The 16,818-nt window shown below is 66.5% G+C and carries 18 protein-coding genes; 6 read left to right on the forward strand and 12 right to left on the reverse strand.

Annotated features, from left to right (window positions below):
- The first annotated feature begins 62 nt into the window (after positions 1 to 62).
- Genes rsmI through HOY44_RS14000 form a run of 4 tightly spaced genes read left to right on the forward strand, consistent with a single transcriptional unit; the run spans position 63 to position 3,174 of the window.
- Positions 63 to 917, forward strand: coding sequence for a 16S rRNA (cytidine(1402)-2'-O)-methyltransferase (gene rsmI, locus HOY44_RS13985; protein WP_287435425.1), 855 nt, complete (start codon positions 63 to 65; stop codon positions 915 to 917).
- 2 nt (positions 918 to 919) lie between these two features.
- The gene (locus tag HOY44_RS13990; RefSeq protein WP_287435427.1) at positions 920 to 1,270 is read left to right on the forward strand and encodes a YraN family protein; all 351 of its coding nucleotides are present in this window, start codon (positions 920 to 922) and stop codon (positions 1,268 to 1,270) included.
- Positions 1,271 to 1,330: 60 nt separating this feature from the next.
- Positions 1,331 to 2,272 carry a glutathione synthase gene (gshB, locus tag HOY44_RS13995; protein ID WP_287435429.1) on the forward strand — a complete coding sequence of 314 codons (942 nt, stop codon included), beginning with the start codon at positions 1,331 to 1,333 and terminating at the stop codon, positions 2,270 to 2,272.
- 41 nt (positions 2,273 to 2,313) lie between these two features.
- On the forward strand, positions 2,314 to 3,174 hold the full coding sequence (locus tag HOY44_RS14000) for an alpha/beta hydrolase (RefSeq protein WP_287435431.1): 861 nt from the start codon (positions 2,314 to 2,316) through the stop codon (positions 3,172 to 3,174).
- 4 nt (positions 3,175 to 3,178) lie between these two features.
- Here HOY44_RS14000 and HOY44_RS14005 read toward each other — a convergent pair whose 3' ends face one another.
- From HOY44_RS14005 to cobU, 4 genes are all read right to left on the reverse strand, one after another.
- Positions 3,179 to 4,693 carry a YifB family Mg chelatase-like AAA ATPase gene (locus HOY44_RS14005; RefSeq protein ID WP_287435433.1) on the reverse strand — a complete coding sequence of 505 codons (1,515 nt, stop codon included), beginning with the start codon at positions 4,691 to 4,693 and terminating at the stop codon, positions 3,179 to 3,181.
- A 66-nt stretch (positions 4,694 to 4,759) separates the two neighbouring features.
- Positions 4,760 to 5,446, reverse strand: a complete 687-nt coding sequence (locus HOY44_RS14010; protein WP_287435435.1) for a glutathione S-transferase — start codon at positions 5,444 to 5,446, stop codon at positions 4,760 to 4,762.
- Positions 5,447 to 5,503: 57 nt separating this feature from the next.
- A complete protein-coding gene (locus HOY44_RS14015; protein ID WP_287435437.1) occupies positions 5,504 to 6,076 on the reverse strand; it encodes a histidine phosphatase family protein in 573 nt (190 codons plus the stop codon).
- Positions 6,073 to 6,615, reverse strand: a complete 543-nt coding sequence (gene cobU, locus HOY44_RS14020) for a bifunctional adenosylcobinamide kinase/adenosylcobinamide-phosphate guanylyltransferase (RefSeq protein WP_287435439.1) — start codon at positions 6,613 to 6,615, stop codon at positions 6,073 to 6,075. Before cobU ends, HOY44_RS14015 begins: the two co-directional genes overlap by 4 nt.
- Positions 6,616 to 6,689: 74 nt before the next feature.
- Between cobU and HOY44_RS14025 the strand changes: the two genes are divergently transcribed.
- Complete coding sequence (locus HOY44_RS14025) at positions 6,690 to 7,472, forward strand: ChaN family lipoprotein (RefSeq protein WP_287435441.1); 783 nt, start codon at positions 6,690 to 6,692, stop codon at positions 7,470 to 7,472.
- A gap of 9 nt (positions 7,473 to 7,481) precedes the next feature.
- On the opposite strand, the gene HOY44_RS14030 is transcribed toward HOY44_RS14025, so the two are convergent.
- The 7 genes from HOY44_RS14030 to HOY44_RS14060 form a co-directional block, all read right to left on the reverse strand.
- The gene (locus HOY44_RS14030) at positions 7,482 to 9,509 is read right to left on the reverse strand and encodes a M3 family metallopeptidase (RefSeq protein ID WP_287435443.1); all 2,028 of its coding nucleotides are present in this window, start codon (positions 9,507 to 9,509) and stop codon (positions 7,482 to 7,484) included.
- A 24-nt stretch (positions 9,510 to 9,533) separates the two neighbouring features.
- Positions 9,534 to 10,595 carry a HesA/MoeB/ThiF family protein gene (locus HOY44_RS14035; RefSeq protein WP_287435446.1) on the reverse strand — a complete coding sequence of 354 codons (1,062 nt, stop codon included), beginning with the start codon at positions 10,593 to 10,595 and terminating at the stop codon, positions 9,534 to 9,536.
- The gene (gene dut, locus HOY44_RS14040) at positions 10,592 to 11,062 is read right to left on the reverse strand and encodes a dUTP diphosphatase (RefSeq protein WP_287435448.1); all 471 of its coding nucleotides are present in this window, start codon (positions 11,060 to 11,062) and stop codon (positions 10,592 to 10,594) included. Before dut ends, HOY44_RS14035 begins: the two co-directional genes overlap by 4 nt.
- Positions 11,059 to 12,255, reverse strand: coding sequence for a bifunctional phosphopantothenoylcysteine decarboxylase/phosphopantothenate--cysteine ligase CoaBC (gene coaBC / locus HOY44_RS14045; protein ID WP_287435450.1), 1,197 nt, complete (start codon positions 12,253 to 12,255; stop codon positions 11,059 to 11,061). The genes dut and coaBC overlap by 4 nt, the downstream gene beginning before the upstream one ends.
- A 62-nt stretch (positions 12,256 to 12,317) precedes the next feature.
- On the reverse strand, positions 12,318 to 13,223 hold the full coding sequence (locus HOY44_RS14050; protein WP_287435452.1) for a cation diffusion facilitator family transporter: 906 nt from the start codon (positions 13,221 to 13,223) through the stop codon (positions 12,318 to 12,320).
- Between the two features lie 43 nt (positions 13,224 to 13,266).
- Positions 13,267 to 14,229: a capsular polysaccharide export protein, LipB/KpsS family gene (locus tag HOY44_RS14055; RefSeq protein WP_171043003.1), complete on the reverse strand. Its 963-nt coding sequence runs from the start codon at positions 14,227 to 14,229 to the stop codon at positions 13,267 to 13,269.
- A 35-nt stretch (positions 14,230 to 14,264) separates the two neighbouring features.
- Entirely contained in the window at positions 14,265 to 14,774 is a 510-nt protein-coding gene (locus HOY44_RS14060; RefSeq protein ID WP_008330641.1) for an SH3 domain-containing protein, read from the reverse strand.
- 129 nt (positions 14,775 to 14,903) lie between these two features.
- Here HOY44_RS14060 and HOY44_RS14065 point away from each other — a divergent pair, with 129 nt between their 5' ends.
- A complete protein-coding gene (locus tag HOY44_RS14065; RefSeq protein ID WP_287435453.1) occupies positions 14,904 to 15,890 on the forward strand; it encodes a 2-hydroxyacid dehydrogenase in 987 nt (328 codons plus the stop codon).
- Positions 15,891 to 15,893: 3 nt separating this feature from the next.
- On the opposite strand, the gene HOY44_RS14070 is transcribed toward HOY44_RS14065, so the two are convergent.
- A complete protein-coding gene (locus HOY44_RS14070; protein WP_287435455.1) occupies positions 15,894 to 16,805 on the reverse strand; it encodes a DMT family transporter in 912 nt (303 codons plus the stop codon).
- Between the last annotated feature and the right edge of the window lie 13 nt (positions 16,806 to 16,818).

The raw sequence follows: 16,818 nt of genomic DNA on the forward strand, positions 1-16,818 counted from the left end.
GGCGTCGAGGTCACCCGGGCAATCCGGCCCCATCATAAACGACAGGAAAGGCAGGTCCACCCTTGAAACCGGAGCACGGAACGCTCGCCCCTGGCCTGTATCTTGTCGCGACCCCGATCGGGAACGCGCGCGATATCACCCTCAGGGCATTGGATATTCTGGCCGCCGCCGACGTGATCGCGGCCGAGGACACGCGCACGGCGCGCAAACTGCTCGACATTCACGGCGTCGCCGTGGGCGGGCGCCCGCTTATCCCGTATCACGACCATTCGGGGCCGGACGGTCGCGCCGGGATCGTCAAGCTTCTGGGGCAGGGCAAGTCCGTCGCCTACGTGAGCGAGGCGGGCACGCCGCTCATAGCCGACCCCGGATACGCGCTGGCGCGCGAGGCGGCGGCGGCAGGACACCTCGTCACGACCGCGCCCGGCGCCTCGGCGGTACCCGTCGCCCTGTCGCTATCCGGCCTGCCCACCGACCGATACCTCTTCGCGGGCTTCGCCCCCTCATCGTCCGGGGCGCGCAAGACGTGGCTCTCGGACCTCGTGCGGGTTCCGGCAACGGTGGTCCTGTTCGAAAGCCCGAAGCGCATTAGGGAATTGTTAGGGGACTTGTGCGAGATTGCGGGCGAGGCGCGTCAGGCGGCGGTGTGCCGAGAATTGACCAAGAAGTTCGAGGAAACCCTGCGCGGCACGCTGGGTGAACTGCGCGATGCCGTCGCGGAGCGCACCTTGAAAGGGGAAATCGTTGTCGTCCTCGACCGCGGTCGTGACGAAGTCGCCGAGGAAACGATGGATGCGGCCTTGCGTAGGGCCATGTCCGAGATGAGCCTGAAGGACGCGGCAGCGACCGTTGCCGAAGCCTATGGTTTGCCCCGGCGCAAGGTGTATCAGGCCGCGCTGGAACTGGAGAAGGATTGAGAATGACGGGACGCGTTTCCTATCTTGCCGGGATGGCTGCCGAAGACTCCGTCGTGCTGGGGTATGAACGCGAGGGGTATGAAACCGTCGCGCGGCGCTGGCGCGGATCGGGTGGCGAGATCGACCTCGTGCTGCGCGACCGCGACGGGTTCGTGTTCGTCGAGGTCAAGAAGACGCGCGACCTTGCGCGGGCCGCACAGCGGCTTTCACAGGCGCAATTGGCGCGGATCTGTCAGTCGGCCTGCGAGTTCCTGGGCTCGGTGCCGGGTGGGATGCTGATGGACATGCGCTTCGATCTCGCCATGGTCGACGCGACCGGGCGCATGGCGCGCTATCGCAACATCACCATGTGACGAGGCATTGTGCTTGCCCGGTGGCTGGGCCATGTAATGACAAACAGCCCGGAGTGAGACATGGCCCTCAAAGTCGCCTTCCAGATGGACCCGATCGAAGCGGTCGACATCAACGCGGACTCGACCTTTCGGATCGCCGAGGAAGCGCAGGCGCGCGGGCATGAATTGTTCTACTACACGCCGGATCGTCTGGTCTTTCGCGAAGGCCGGGTTCTGGCGACCGGATGGCCCATCGAACTCCGGCGCGAAGTGGGACATCACGTCACCAAGGGCGAACAGACGACCGTCGATCTTTCCGAATTCGATGTGGTCTGGCTGCGCCAGGACCCGCCTTTCGACATGGGTTACATCACGACGACCCATATCCTCGACCTGATCCACCCGGACACGCTGGTGGTGAACGACCCGTTCTGGGTGCGCAACTACCCGGAAAAACTGCTGGTGCTGAAGTTTCCCGAACTGACGCCGCCCACGATGATCGCCCGCTCGCTCGCCGATCTCAAGGCGTTCAAGCACGAACATGGCGACATCATCCTCAAGCCGCTTTACGGCAACGGTGGCGCGGGGGTGTTCCGGCTGGACCCCAACGACCGGAACCTGTCGAGCCTTCACGAGCTTTTCTCCGGCATCAACCGTGAGCCTCTGATCGCGCAGAAATTCCTCCCTGCGGTGTCCAAGGGCGACAAGCGCGTGATCCTGGTCGATGGCGTGCCGGTCGGCGCGATCAATCGTGTCCCGGCCGAGGGTGAAACCCGGTCGAACATGCATGTCGGCGGCCGCCCCGAGAAGGTCGAACTCACCGACCGCGACCGCGAAATCTGCGCCAAGATCGGCCCGCTTCTGAAAGAGAAAGGCCAGATTTTTGTCGGGATCGACGTCATCGGCGACTGGCTGACCGAAATCAACGTGACCTCGCCCACCGGCATTCAGGAACTGGAACGCTTCGACGGCGTGAACATCACCGCGAAGATCTGGGAGGCGATCGAGGCGCGCCGGGCGTGAGTGTCCGTCTCACCCTCCTGTCGTTCCTGTCGCGACGGACGGTGAGGCCCCTTCTCGCGCGCGCCCGATCCCCCGAGGCGAACCGGAAGCTTCTCGAACGGGCCGCCCGCCGCTGGTTCCGCGCGCCGCCTTACGCGCTGTATCGAGACAGCGACGCCGGGTCCGGCGGGCTGTGGATTTCGGCGCGACCCGGTTCGCATCCGCCCAGACCCGGCAAACTCATCCTCTATGTCCACGGTGGCGGGTTCATATCCGGCTCCCCCCGGACCCATGCCGCGATGTGCGCGCGCCTCGCGTGGCTGACGGGGGTCGAGGTCTTCGCGCCACGCTATCGACTGGCCCCGACCGACCCGTTTCCGGCAGGTCGCGAAGATATCCGCGCGGCCTGGGAGGCGGTGATCGCCAAAGGGTATCGACCCCGCGACGTGATCCTTGCCGGGGACAGCGCGGGGGCCAACCTGATTTTCGGCCTGCTTGCCGACCTCTGTGCCGAGGGCGCATGCCCCGCCGGGGTCGTGGCCTTGTCGCCGATTGCCGATTTTACCTTCTCGGGGGCCTCCATCGCCGACAATGCGGCGACCGAGTGCATGTTGCCCGCCGAACGGCGCGACGAGTTGGTGGACTGGTATCTCGGCAAACACGATCCGGCCGACCCCTATGCCTCGCCGCTGTTCGCCACCTACACCGCGCCACCGCCCGTGCTGATCCAGTATGCCGAGAACGAGCTGTTGCGCGACGACGGGGTGCGGCTTGCGCAGGTGCTCCGGGATGCCGGTGGTGAGGTCGTGGTGCAGACCTGGCCGCGTGCGCCGCATGTGTTTCAGATCTTCGACGGCTGGGTGCCGGAGGCGCGTGATGCGCTCACCGGCGTCGCGGATTTCGTGAAACGCTGCCTCGCCTGATCCGTCAGGCGAGCAAGTTTCCGGGGAGCCGATAGGACAACGCCTCGGCCACATGCGGTTTTCGGATCGTCTCGGCCTCCGCGAGATCGGCGATGGTGCGCGCGACCCGCAACACCCGGTGATAGCCGCGCGCCGACAGGCCGAACCGGTCGGCGGCCTTGAGCAGCAGGTCGCGCGCCTCGCCCTCCGGTGTCGCGATCTCGGTCAGCAGGTTGCCTTCGGCATCGGCGTTCGTGCGCGTGCGCGGCTGCCCGTCGAAGCGCGCCGTCTGGATGTCGCGCGCCTTTTGCACCCGGGCCGCGACCGAGGCCGAGGTGTCGCCCGAGGGTGCAAGGTCGAGGTCGCCGATTTCCACAGGTGGCACCTCGATCCGCAGGTCGAAGCGGTCGAGCAGCGGACCCGAAATGCGCCCGAGGTAGTCCTCGCCACAGGCCGGAGCCTTGGCACAGGCGCGGGACGCGTCGGTCAGGTGGCCGCAGCGGCACGGATTGGCGGCCGCCACCAGCATGAAGCGGCAGGGATAGCGGACATGGGCGTTGGCGCGGGCGACGACCACTTCGCCGGTTTCGACCGGCTGGCGCAGGGTTTCCAGCACTGGCCGCGCGAATTCCGGCAGTTCGTCGAGGAACAGGACGCCGTTATGGGCAAGCGAGATTTCCCCCGGTTTCGCGCCACGCCCGCCGCCGACGATAGAGGCCATGGACGCCGTATGATGCGGGTCGCGAAACGGGCGCGACCGGGAAATTCCGCCCTCGTCGATCAGCCCGGCGAGCGAATGGATCATCGAGGTTTCGAGCGCCTCGGCGGGGGTCAGCGGCGGCAGGATCGACGGCAGTCGCGCGGCGAGCATCGACTTGCCCGATCCCGGCGGCCCCGTCATCAGCAGATGGTGCCGCCCGGCCGCCGCGATCTCCAGCGCCCGTTTGGCGCGTTCCTGCCCTTTCACGTCGGCCAGATCGCGCAGCGCCGCGTCATCGCGCACTTCGCCCGGATCGGCCGGGGGGAGCGGGGATTGCCCGGTGAAGTGCTGGATGACGGCGGCAAGTGATCCCGCCGCGATCACATGCGCCGCCCCGACCCAGGCCGCCTCGGCGCCGCAGGCCTGCGGACAGACCAGCGCACGGTCGTCTTCGGCGGCAGCCATCGCGGCGGGCAGGGCGCCGATCACGGGAACGAGCGAACCGTCGAGGGACAACTCGCCAAGCGCCACCGCCTGCGCCACGTCCTCCTCCGGGATCACGCCGATGGCCGCCAGCAGCGCGAGCGCGATGGGCAGGTCGAAATGCGAGCCTTCCTTGGGCAGGTCGGCGGGCGATAGGTTCACGGTGATTTTGCGGGCAGGCAGGGCGATGGCCATGGCGGACAGCGCCGCGCGCACCCGGTCGCGCGCCTCGCTCACCGCCTTGTCCGGCAGGCCGACGATGGAAAAGGCGGGCACGCCGGGTGACAGGGCGCATTGCACCTCGACGGTCCGCGCCTCGACCCCTTCGAACGCCACGGTATAGGCGCGTGCGACCATGCGGCCCCCTCCGAGTATGGTTAACGGAAGGTAGCGTGCAGGTGGTTAGAAAATGGTTAACGCGCCTCAGGCCGGGCCGGGCCAGGGTGCTGTCGGCAGGTCCATCGCATAGGGCACGGGGACATAGGTCTTCTTCAGGCCCTCGGCGCGCCAATCGCGAAAGGCCGGGTCGGCCAGATGCGCGTCCACATAGGCCTGAGCCGCCGCGCCGACGGTCAGACCGTATCCGGCGATCCGGGCCGCGACGGGGGCAAAAAACACGTCTGCCAGAGAATAGGCGCCGAACAACCACGGGCCATTCCCGCCGTGGCGCTCCTGTGCCAAGGACCAGAGCGTTTCGATCCGGGCCAGATCCGCCTGCACCTCTTGCGTCAGGGGGAAGTCGCGATACTGGTGCAGAAGCTGCATCGGGCAGGCCCCGCGCAATGCGCCGAACCCGGAGTGCATTTCTGCGACCATCCACCGCGCAAGCCCGCGCGCGGCCGAATCGGCAGGCCAGAGACCCGCGTCGGGGTGACGCTCGGCCAGTGTTTCTGCCATGGCCAGCGAGTCGCCGACGACGATCCCTTCCGGCGTGCGCAGGACCGGCACGAACCGGGCGGGCGCGAGATCGGCAAGATCATCGGCCATCGTCCCGTCATAGAGCCCGACCATATGGACGTTCACCGGCAGTCCGAACTTCACGAACATGAGCCAGCCGCGCATCGACCAGCTTGAAAACGTCTGGTCGCCGAGGAAAAGATCGTAGGTCATGGGGCGACGTTAGCCGGGAAATCGCGGGGCACACAGTCGCCTTTCGTGAAAAACGCGTCACGGAATGTGATTGATCGCCTCGGCGTGCCAGCGCCTGCCGTCGAAGGCGAGGCGCGTGACCGACAGGTTGTCGATCTTGTGCCCGAGCACTTCGGACACGGGGCAGGCGAGCGCACGCTGGACCTGACCCAGTATGGCCCCGAAATGGGCGACGACGATGACATCGCCCGTCTGCGTTTCGATCAGCCGGTCCACGGCGCGGCCCACCCGCGTCGTCATGTCGGTCCAGCTTTCGCCGCCCGGAGCCGCATTCAGGTCGGGCCGGTCCCAAAAGGTGCGGATCGCCTCCGGGTGGCTCGCTTCGATCTCGGCGGCGGTCTTGAGTTCCCACACCCCGAAGTTCAGTTCGCGCAGATCGGCGTCATGCGGCAGGCGCGGGCGGTCCTTCTGGATCGCGTCCGCCGTCGTCACGCAACGGATCAGGTCGGACGAGATCACCGGCGCGTCGGGTAGATGATCGTGCAGCCGGGCGATGGCGGCGGTGTCCGACAGGTCGGCGGCCACATCGCTCCACCCGACCATGCCCTTGCGATGCGTCGGGCCGTGACGGACCCACCAGAACCGGGTCATGCGACCCCCTGCGGCAACGCGCCTTTCAGGGCGAGGGGCAGGCCCGCAATGACGGTCACGACCAGATCGGCCCGCGCCGCGACCGCTTGATTGAGTCCGCCTTGCGCGGCGCGAAACCGGCGGGCGAGCGCGTTTTCCGGCACGACCCCGGCCCCGACTTCGTTCGAGACGACGACGACCGGCGCGGCGCATGAGGCAAGCGAATCCAACACCCGCGCCTGTTCCGCCTCGATCGCGGTTTCGGAAAGGAGGTGGTTCGACAGCCAGAGCGTCATGCAATCGACCAGCACGACATGATCCGATTGTGCATCGTCCAGCGCAGAGGCGAGGTTCAGAGGCGCTTCCACCGTCGTCCAGCCGTCACCGCGCCGGGCCCGGTGGGCCGCGATCTTGGCCCGCATTTCGTCATCGAAGGCCTGGGCCGTCGCGATATAGGTCATTGGGCGGCCGGTCGCCTCGGCGAGCCGTTCGGCATAGGCCGACTTGCCGGAATTGGCGGCACCGACGATGAGGGCGAGAGGGGGCAGGGTGAGCGACATGGATGGTGCCTAGCAAGTCGCGCGGACGAGGGGAAGCACTTGCCGCCGTCGGGCCGAGCCTCCACATTGACCCCATGTGGAGATTTCTTTTTCTGGCGCTCGCACCGGTCGCGGCCCATGCCGGACCTTTCGCGGGCACGGTCGCGGACGTCTACGTGCTGGGCGAAGTGCACGACAACCCCGTGCATCATGCCGCGCAGGCCGACGCGATCCGGGACATCGAGCCGAGGGCGGTGGTGTTCGAAATGCTGACGCAGGCGCAGGCCGACGAGGTGCGCGACGACAGGCTAGGCGACCCCGAAGCCCTTGGCGCGCTGCTGGGGTGGGAAGAGGCCGGTTGGCCGGACTTTTCGATGTATTACCCGATCTTCGCGGCGTCCCGTGGCGCGCAGGTCTTCGGCGCGGCGGTCCCGCGTGAGGCGGCGCGCGCGGCGATGGAGGTCGGGGTGGCGCGATCCTTCGGCGAGGGCGCCGCGGATTATGGCCTCGAAGACGACCTCGAGGCCGAGGAACTGGCGGATCGTCTGAACCTGCAACTCGATGCCCATTGCGGCAAACTGCCGACCGAGATGCTGCCGATGATGGTCGATCTGCAACGCCTGCGCGACGCCACGCTGGCCCGCGTGACCATCGAGGCGCTGGACGAGACCGGGGGGCCGGTGGCGGTCATCACCGGCAATGGCCATGCCCGCGAGGACTGGGGCGTGCCCAGCTACATCGCGCGCGTGCGACCGCAAATCCTCGTCCTGACGCTTGGACAGGGCGAGGACGGAGGGGAGCCGGAGGGCGGGTTCGACGCCTACCTGAGCGCGCCCGCCGTCGAGCGTGAAGACCCCTGCGCGGTGTTCGACGAGTGAACCGGGCGGCTATTCCGCCGCGATCAGCCCCCGACCTTTCAAAAGCGCCTCGACCTCGGGCATCTTGCCCCGGAACCTGACGTAAAGCGCGTCGGCCTCGACCGTGCCGCCCTTGGACAGGATGTTGTCCTCAAGGCTCTTTGCGACCTCCGGGTCGAAGGCGCCACCCGCCTCCTTGAAGGCCGCGAAAGCGTCTTCGTCCATCACCTCGGACCACATGTAGGAATAGTAGCCCGAGGAATAGCCGTCGCCCGAAAACACATGCGCGAAATGCGGCGTCGCATGGCGCATTCGGATCGCGCGCGGCATACCGATGCTTTCCAGCACCTCGGCCTGTTTCTGCATCGGGTCCGCAGGGGCGCTACCCCGGTGGAACTCCAGATCGACCAGCGCCGAGGCCACGTATTCCACGGTCGCAAAGCCCGCGTCATAGGTGGATGCTCCGATCAGGCGGTCGAGCATATCCGCCGGGATCGGCTCGCCGGTCTGGGCGTGGGTCGCGTATTCGCCCAGCACCTCGGGCACCTCCAGCCAGTGCTCGTAAAGCTGGCTCGGCAGTTCCACGAAATCGCGGGCGACCGAGGTGCCCGACAGGCTTTCATAAGTCACGTCCGACAGCATCTGGTGCAGCGCATGGCCGAACTCGTGAAACAGCGTGCGCGCGTCGTCCCAGCTCAGAAGCGCGGGCTTGCCCTTCTCCGGTTTGGCGAAGTTGCACACGTTGGTGACGATGGGGAACTTGTCGCCCCCCAGACGGCTTTGCGACCGCATCGCCGAGCACCACGCGCCGGATCGTTTCGAGCCGCGCGCGAAATAGTCGCCCATGAAAACCGCGACGTGTTCGCCGCCCCGCGTGACCTCCCACACCCGGACATCGGGGTGATAGGGCGTGACGTCGAGCGGCGCGAATTCCAGCCCGAACAGACGGTTCGCGACACCGAAGGCCGCGTCGATCATCCGGTCGAGTTGCAGGTAGGGTTTGACCTTGGACTCGTCGAGATCATGCAATTCCTGTCGACGCTTGCCTGAGTAATAGTGCCAGTCCCATGGCTCCAGAGGGCCGGTGTGACCGTCGGCGTGCAGCATGGCCTCCAGCGCCTCGGCATCGGCGAGCGCGGCGGCGCGCGCGGGCGTCCAGACCTTGTTCAGCAGGTCTTCGACCGCCTCGGGCGTGCCCGCCATTTCGGTTTCCAGCTTGTAGGCCGCGAAACTCTCATACCCGAGCAGCTTGGCGCGTTCCTCGCGCAGTTTCAGGATTTCCGCCGCAATCGCGCGGTTGTCGGTCTTGCCGCCATTCGCCCCGCGCGACACGTAGGCCTCATAGGCCTTGCGCCGCAATTCGCGCTTGGGAGAGGAGGCCAGAAACGGCGTGATGAGCGAGCGAGACAGGGTCACGACCGGGCCACCCACGCCCTTGTCTTCGCCCGCCGCGCGCGCGGCGTCGATGGCGAAATCCGGCAGACCTTCGAGGTCGGCCTCGTTCAGCTCCATGTGCCACGACCGCTCGTCGGCCAGCAGGTTCTGGGTGAACTCGGTCCCGAGCACGGCGAGCCTTTCCATCACGGCGCGGTAGCGGTCGCGATCTTCGCCTTCCAGAAGCGCACCCGCCCGCACGAAACGGCGTCGGGTCATCATCAGAAGCCGCGCCTGTTCATCCGACAGGTCCAGATCCTCGCGCGCCTCCCAAAGCGCGTCGATCCGCGCGAAGAGGTCGGCGTTCAGCAGGATGTCCGAGGAATAGGCGGCAAGCTGGGGCGAGAACTTGCGCTGCAACGCTTCGCGCGTCTCGTTCGCATCGGCCCCGGCGAGGTTGTAGAACACGCCCAACACCTTGGACAAAAGCGCATCGGCCTCTTCCAGCGCCTCGATCGTGTTGGCGAAGGTCGGCTCATCCGGGCTGTCGGCAATCGCCGCCACGTTCGCGCGGGCGTCGGCCAGCGCCGCCTCCATCGCCGGTTCGAAATCGGCATCGGTAATGCCGTCGAAGGGGGGCAGGTCGAACGGGGTGTCCCAGTCGGACAGAAGCGGGTTGGTCATGGCGCGTCTCCTTTGAGGAAACAGCTAAGCGCCACCCGCCGAAACGTCCAGACCATGTGCGCCGCCGCACGCGGGGCAGTCGGGCCGCCGCTTGAGTTTGATCGACCGGGTGTCGGCATAAAGCGCGTCATAGATCATCATCCGGCCCCTGAGCGGCTCGCCCGCGCCGGAGATCAGCTTGACCGCCTCGACCGCCATCATCGACCCCAGAACGCCGGGCAGGGGGCCGACCACGCCCGCCTCGGCGCAGGACGGGGCAAGGCCGGGGGCCGGGGCCTCGGGAAAGACGCACTCGTAACAGGGCGCGCCCTTGGCCGGATCCCAGACCGAAATCTGCCCCTCCCACTGGGTGAGCGCCGCGCCGACCACGGGCTTGCCCAGCTTGGCGGCGACCCGGTTCACCAGATAGCGCGTCTCGAAATTGTCCGACCCTTCGAGGATCAGATCGTAATCCGCGAACAGGTCTTCGGCGATCTCCTCCGACAGGCGGCGGTTGTAGGGGCGCACGGTCACATAGGGGTTCTGCGCGACCATCGCGGCCTCGGCCGAGAACACCTTGGGCGTGCCGATCCGGGCGTCCGCATGGATCACCTGCCGTTGGAGGTTGGAGTTATCGACGGTGTCGTCGTCGATCACACCGATGGTGCCGACCCCCGCCGCCGCAAGGTAAAGCAGCGCAGGCGAGCCCAGACCGCCCGCGCCGATCACCAGCACCTTCGCGTCCTTCAGGGCCTTCTGCCCCGGTCCGCCGATTTCACGCAACACGATGTGGCGGGCGTAGCGGCCAAGTTCGGTGTCGGTGAAGGGGCCGTCCTGTGTCGGCGCGACCGGGGTCGAACGGGATCGCAGCGCCCTGACCCCCCGGCTGTAGCCCGCGATGACGAGCAGCACGCCCACCGCCGTTGCCCAGCCAGCGAAACTTCCGCCGAAGAGCTGCGGGATCGGGTTGTCAGGGGGGAGCAGGGCGTGGGCCAGCAGGACGGCCACCAACACGACGGCGGTCAGAACCCAGCTACGGCTAGCAGGCACCTTGAACAGCGCGCCAAGCCCCCAGATCGCCGCCAGTGCGATGACAACAAAGATCATTTCGTGCCCGTGGAGCCGAACCCGCCGTCGCCCCGGTGGCTGTCGCCAAGCGCCTCGACCACCTCATAGCTGGCCTGCACCACGGGCGCGACGATGGCCTGCGCGATCCGGTCACCATGCCCGACGGTGTAGGGCTCGGCCCCGAAGTTCACCAAAAGCACACCCAGCGGGCCGCGATAATCGCTGTCGATGGTGCCGGGGGTGTTGGGCAGGCTGAGGCCGTGTTTCAGCGCCAGACCGGACCGCGGCCTGATCTGCATCTCGAACCCGTCAGGGATCTCCACGCGCAGACCCGTGGGCACGATCCGCCGCTCCATCGGTTCGAGCGTGAAGCCCTTTTCCCGATCCTCGGGCATGAGGTTGGCGCGAATATCCGCCCCTGCAGCCCCGGACGTCTCATAGGAGGGGAGCGCCACGTTCCTGTCCGCCCAGTCCTCGCGCAGAACGCGGATCACCGGGCCGCTCATGCCAGCGCCTCGGCGATGCGGGCGGCGAGCTTGCGGGCGACCTCGACCTTGCCCATGCGCGGCCAATCCTCGGACCCGGCATCCGAGATCAACGTCACGGCGTTTTCCGACCCGCCCATGATGCCCGTCTCGGGCGACACGTCGTTGGCCACGATCCAGTCGCAGCCTTTGCGGTCGCGCTTGGCGGTGGCATGGGCGATCACGTCATGGGTCTCGGCGGCGAAGCCCACGACCAGCGCGGGCCGCCCGTCGCCCATCCGGCTCACGGTGGCGAGGATGTCGGGGTTCTCGGCGAAGTCGAGCGTGGGCAAAGTGCCCGACCCGTCCTTCTTCATCTTTTTGTCCGACGCGCTCGCGACGCGCCAGTCGGCCACGGCGGCGGCGAAGACGGCGGCATCGGCGGGCAGGGCGGACCCAACCGCCTCCAGCATCTCGCGCGCGGTCTGGACCTCGATCACATGCACCCCGCGGGGACGTTCCGCATCGGCCGGACCCGTGACGAAGGTGACGGCGGCGCCCAATGCCGACAGCGCCTCGGCAATCGCCGTGCCCTGCGACCCGGACGAGCGGTTCGCGATATAGCGCACCGGGTCGATGGGTTCGTGGGTCGGCCCGGAGGTGACGAGGATGTGCTTGCCCTTCAAAGGCCCGTCCGCCAGCGCGGCACAGACGGCATCGGCGATCTGGTCCGGCTCGACAAGGCGACCGGGGCCGAACTCGCCACAGGCCATCGCGCCCTCGACGGGGCCAGCAAACAGCACGCCATCCGACATGAGCGTCGCCACGTTGCGCTGCACCGCCGGATGCTCCCACATCCGCACGTTCATCGCGGGGGCGACCAGCACGCGCTTGTCGGTGGCCAGAAGCAGCGTCGAGGCCAAGTCGTCCGCCAGCCCGTTCGCCATCTTGCCAAGAAGGTCGGCGGTGGCGGGTGCCACGACCACGAGGTCGGCATCGCGGCTGAGTTCGATATGCCCCATCTCGGCCTCGTCCGTCAGACTGAAGAGGTCGGTATAGACCTTTTCGGCCGCCAGAGCCGAGGCCGACAGGGGCGTCACGAACTCCTGCCCCGCGCGGGTGATGACCGGCACCACGCTTGCCCCACGCTCACGCAGAATACGGATCAGCGTCAGCGACTTGAACGCCCCGACACCGCCGCCGATGATGAGAAGAACACGTTTACCCGCGAGCATGAGACCCTTCCTTGTACCTAGTTAAGCGGTTGGCCCGCGCTGGGCAACCGATGCGACACCGCCTAGCGCCGGGACGGGTCCTCGGGATGCGGCTCGACCCCGACCGGGTCTTTGTGGATGAGCACGTCGGTATTGGGAAAGGCTTTCAGGATTTCGCGGCGCAGCGCCGCCCCGATCGTATGCGCCTCGTCCAATGTCTGTCGTCCGTCCAACTCGATATGGACGTTCACGAAGGTCACGGACCCGGCCATGCGGGTCTTGAGGTCGTGGAAGCCGTGGACGCCGGGAAAGTCGCGTATCACGTCCTCGATCCCCGCAATCATGTCGTCGTCCGCCGCCCGGTCCATGAGCGCATTGAACGCCCCGCGAAAGATGTTGAGCGCGCCCACGACCAGCATGAGCGCGGCGCCGATGGCGACGATGCTGTCGATGCTCGTCAGCCCGAAGGCGACCGACGCCCAGAGCGAGGCGATGGCCCCGAGGGTCGGGATCAGGTCGCCCAGATAATGCAGGCTGTCCGCCGCGACCACGCGGCTTCCGGTCCGCTTCGCCACGTGCCGCTGCCAGAGGACGAGGCAGACGGTCAGGATGATCGAGACGACCATGACGACGATGCCGCGCCCTTCGTTGGCAAGCTCGGTGGGCGTGTCCGACAACAGCCGCGCGACCGAGGCCCAGGTGATGACGCCCGCCGAGACCATGATGAACAGCGACTGCCCCAGTGCTGCAAGGTCTTCGGCCGAACTGTGGCCGAAGGCGTGATCCTCGTCCGCCGGACGGGCGGCATAGGCAATGGCGGCCAGACCGCCGAGCGAGATCATCAGGTCCATCGCGCTGTCGATCAGCGATGCGCCCACCGACAGGGCGCGGGTATCGCCAAGCGCCCAGATCTTGAGCCCGACAAGGGTCAGCGCGACAAGGGACGATGCGATCCCTGCCGAAAGGTTCATGCGCGTCGAATTGGCCATGACGTCCCCGTAACTGAGGGGATTGCTTAGCGCATGGCGCGGGCTACAGAAAGACCTTGTCGGCGATCCGTTCCCATGCGCGATCCGCGAAATTGTCCTTCGCGACTTCGAGCAGGTGACGGTGCAGGAACCAGTAGAGGAATTTCTCGTAGGGAAAGCCCTTCATGCCGGCGCGCCCGTAATCCATCGCCTCGCGCAATTCCGTCGCCGTGCGGGCGGTGAGCGTGGCCTGCCAGTAATCCGACTTGGCGCAGGTCACGACCGTCTTTTTCTGCATCAGGGCTTCGAATCCGGCACCGGAATTCTGCGTGACCACGATGTCGGCGGCTGCGGCGAGGTCATGGACGGACGCATCGGTGACCATCACATTCGGGTAATCCTGCGCGACCGCGATGATGTCGCGCCGCATCGGTTTCGACTGGGCCGGATGCGGCTTCAGGTAGATCAGCCGCTCGCGTTCATGCTCGGCCACGGTGCGGATCATCTCTTCCGTCGTCAGAAAGTGGGCGCGGTGGGTGTGGCGCTCGATCTCCTGACAGAAGATGGTCGCGCGGGCGCGGTCCAGCCCGCCGTCCACACGGGCCGGTTGCCGGATCGGCGAGACATTGTGCGACAGCATCCAGCCCGTGACGCCGTTGAAGAAATACTCCGCCGGTTCCTTTTCGATCCGCTCCGGGGCGAACTGGTTGAACCGGATCGAACTGTTCGCCTTGACGCCCACCTCGTCGAGATACCAGAAGCCCGACACCGGACCCAAAGCGACGTGAAGCGCGTCGGGGACGTAACGGGGCGCGTCGCCCATCGTGATATGCACGTTGCGCAGACCCGGCGCCGACATCATCGCCGCGACCTTCGACTCGGCGCGCACCACCCGTGTCTGGATGCCGTCGCGCAGGGCGCGTTCGGCGAGTTTGGGAAAGAAACCATCCGTTCCGTTCACGACCGAGTCGAGCTTGTCCCGGTCGGCATGGATGATGAGAACCCGCCGCCCCTGTTTCATCAACATGCGGGCCGAGGCGGGCGTGGCGATCTCTTCGACGCCTATTCGATGACCTCGCCCGGCTTTAGGCCCCACAAAGCGGATCTCTCCATCCATCCCCGATACCCCCCGACTTTCACGCGGCACCAGACCGGCCCGCATTTGTCCATGTTCACGATCACCCCGGCTTCGAGCCGCGCCTTGACCTGTCCGTCCGCTGCCGCCCGCACCAGCACCGGGGCGAGGTCGCGATCCACGATCGCCGTCCGTGCGCCCGAGATGAGTGAGTAATGCACCCAGCCGCCGACCCCGTCGCGATCCTGAACCCGGCGCCAATGGCCGAATTCGCCCGTGACCTCCAACGGCATCCCACGGCGGGTGAAAACCCAGTCGATCTTGTGTGTGAGTGACGGCCCGCGCCGCACGTTGGCCTCGCTCACCTTCAGCGAAACGAAGCGTGGAATGGGCATGTTGGTGACCGACCCGCGCTCGGCCGCGCGTGCCTCGGCGCCTGAGACGATAAGCCCCAGGACGACAGCCATGAACGCCAGAAATGCGCCTGTCTTCGTCATCGCTCTGCCCGTGAACGCGTGTTGTCGATTATTGGCCGCGCAATTTTATTATCCTGCGCTTGTGCCTTTTTGCGTTCCCTGACACGATGCCACCGATGCGCTGAATTGAAAAGCCACGGGAGGCAGGGCATGGCTCGGAAGCGGTTGAGTGTTGTCGTTACGCGACGGTTGCCCGAGGCGGTCGAAAAGCGGATGGCCGAACTCTTCGACGTCGAATTGAACGAGAACGACGTGCCCATGACGCGCGAGGCGCTGGCGGATGCCATGCGCCGTGTCGACGTGCTGGTGCCGACGCTCACCGATCAGATCGACCAAGGGTTGCTGGCACAGGCCGGTGACAACCTGAAACTCGTCGCGAACTATGGCGCGGGCGTCGATCACATCGACGTTCAGACCGCCCGCCAACGGGGCATTCTGGTGTCGAACACGCCCGGCGTTTCGGCCGATGACACGGCGGATATGGCGATGGCCATGATTATCGCGGTGACCCGCAAACTGCCCGAAGGCATCCGCAAGATGGCGCAGGGCGAATGGAAGGGCTGGGCCCCGACCGCAAGCCTTGGGCGGCGGATCGCCGGCAAACGTCTGGGCATCCTCGGCATGGGCCGGATCGGTCAGGCGGTCGCCCGCCGGGCCAATGCGTTCGGGATGCAGGTCCATTACCACAACCGCAAACAACTCCACCCCGATATCGAGGCCGAGCACAAGGCGACCTATTGGGAAAGCCTCGACCAGATGGTCAGCCGGGTCGACGTGCTGTCGATCAACTGCCCGCACACGCCCTCGACCTTCCACCTGATGAACGCGCGCCGGCTGAAACTGATGAAGCCCGAGGCGGTCATCATCAACACCTCGCGCGGCGAGGTGATCGACGAGAACGCGCTGACCCGGATGCTGCGGGCGGGCGAGATCGGCGGCGTGGGGCTCGACGTGTTCGAACACGGGCACGAGGTGAACCCACGCCTGCGCGAACTCGACAACGCGGTTCTGCTGCCTCACATGGGGTCGGCGACGGTCGAAGGCCGGATCGAGATGGGCGAGAAGGTCATCATCAATATCAAGACCTTCGACGACGGTCACCGCCCGCCCGACCTGGTCGTTCCGGGGATGCTCTGAACCTCAGAATTTCGTCTGGTTGGTGCCGGGCGTCACCCGACGCTTCAGAATGGCCTCGCGAAAGGTGATGAAACTGACGGCGGTGATAATCATGCCGCCGCCTGCGATCACCCACGGGTCCACACCTTCGCCGAAGAAGACCGCGCCAAGCGCGACGGACCAGACGAGTTGCAGGAAGGTGATCGGCTGCGTCATGGTCAGCGGGGCCGCCGCGAAGGCCAGCGTCATGGTGTAATGCCCTGCGGTGGCGAAGGCCGCGACGGCGAAAAGCCATCCGATCTCGCTCCATGTCGGCGTCACCCAGTTCATCAGCGCGACCGGGGTCAGGGCCAGTGCCACGGTGAGCGACAGCATGGCGACGATCACGAACGGCTCCACCCGTTTCGAAATCGGGCCGAGGATCAGATAGGCGACGGCGAAGGCGAGCGAGGTTCCGATCATCGCCCAGTGCCCCGGCTCGATCTCGCGCACGCCGGGGCGCAGGATCACGAGCGCGCCGACAAGCGCCACAGCGATGGCCGCGATTCTGCGGAACGCGAGCTTTTCGCCGAGGAACAGCGCGGCGCCGACCGTCACGAACACCGGGTTGAGGTAATTGATCGCCGTCACCTCAGCCAGCGGGATGCGGGTCATCGCAAAAAACCAGGCGATAACGCCGACCGCATGGAACAGGCCGCGGACGACGAGCAGGCCAAAGGTCGGCCCATCGAGACGGATCGACAGGATGCGCCGCGCGAAAGGCACGAAGAACAAAAGCCCCAGGACATAGCGCAACCACGCGGTTTCGGCGGCGGGAAGCCGCCCCCCGGTCGATTTCACGATCGCCGTGAAGCCCACGAAAAGCAGGCCCGTGACCACCATCCAGAACACACCGACCATGGGGTTGGAGGGTGCAGCATCGCTTGCGTCCGACATGGCGACAAGTGAC

Source organism: Maritimibacter sp. (assembly GCF_016774595.1).
Lineage (GTDB): Bacteria > Pseudomonadota > Alphaproteobacteria > Rhodobacterales > Rhodobacteraceae > Maritimibacter > Maritimibacter alkaliphilus.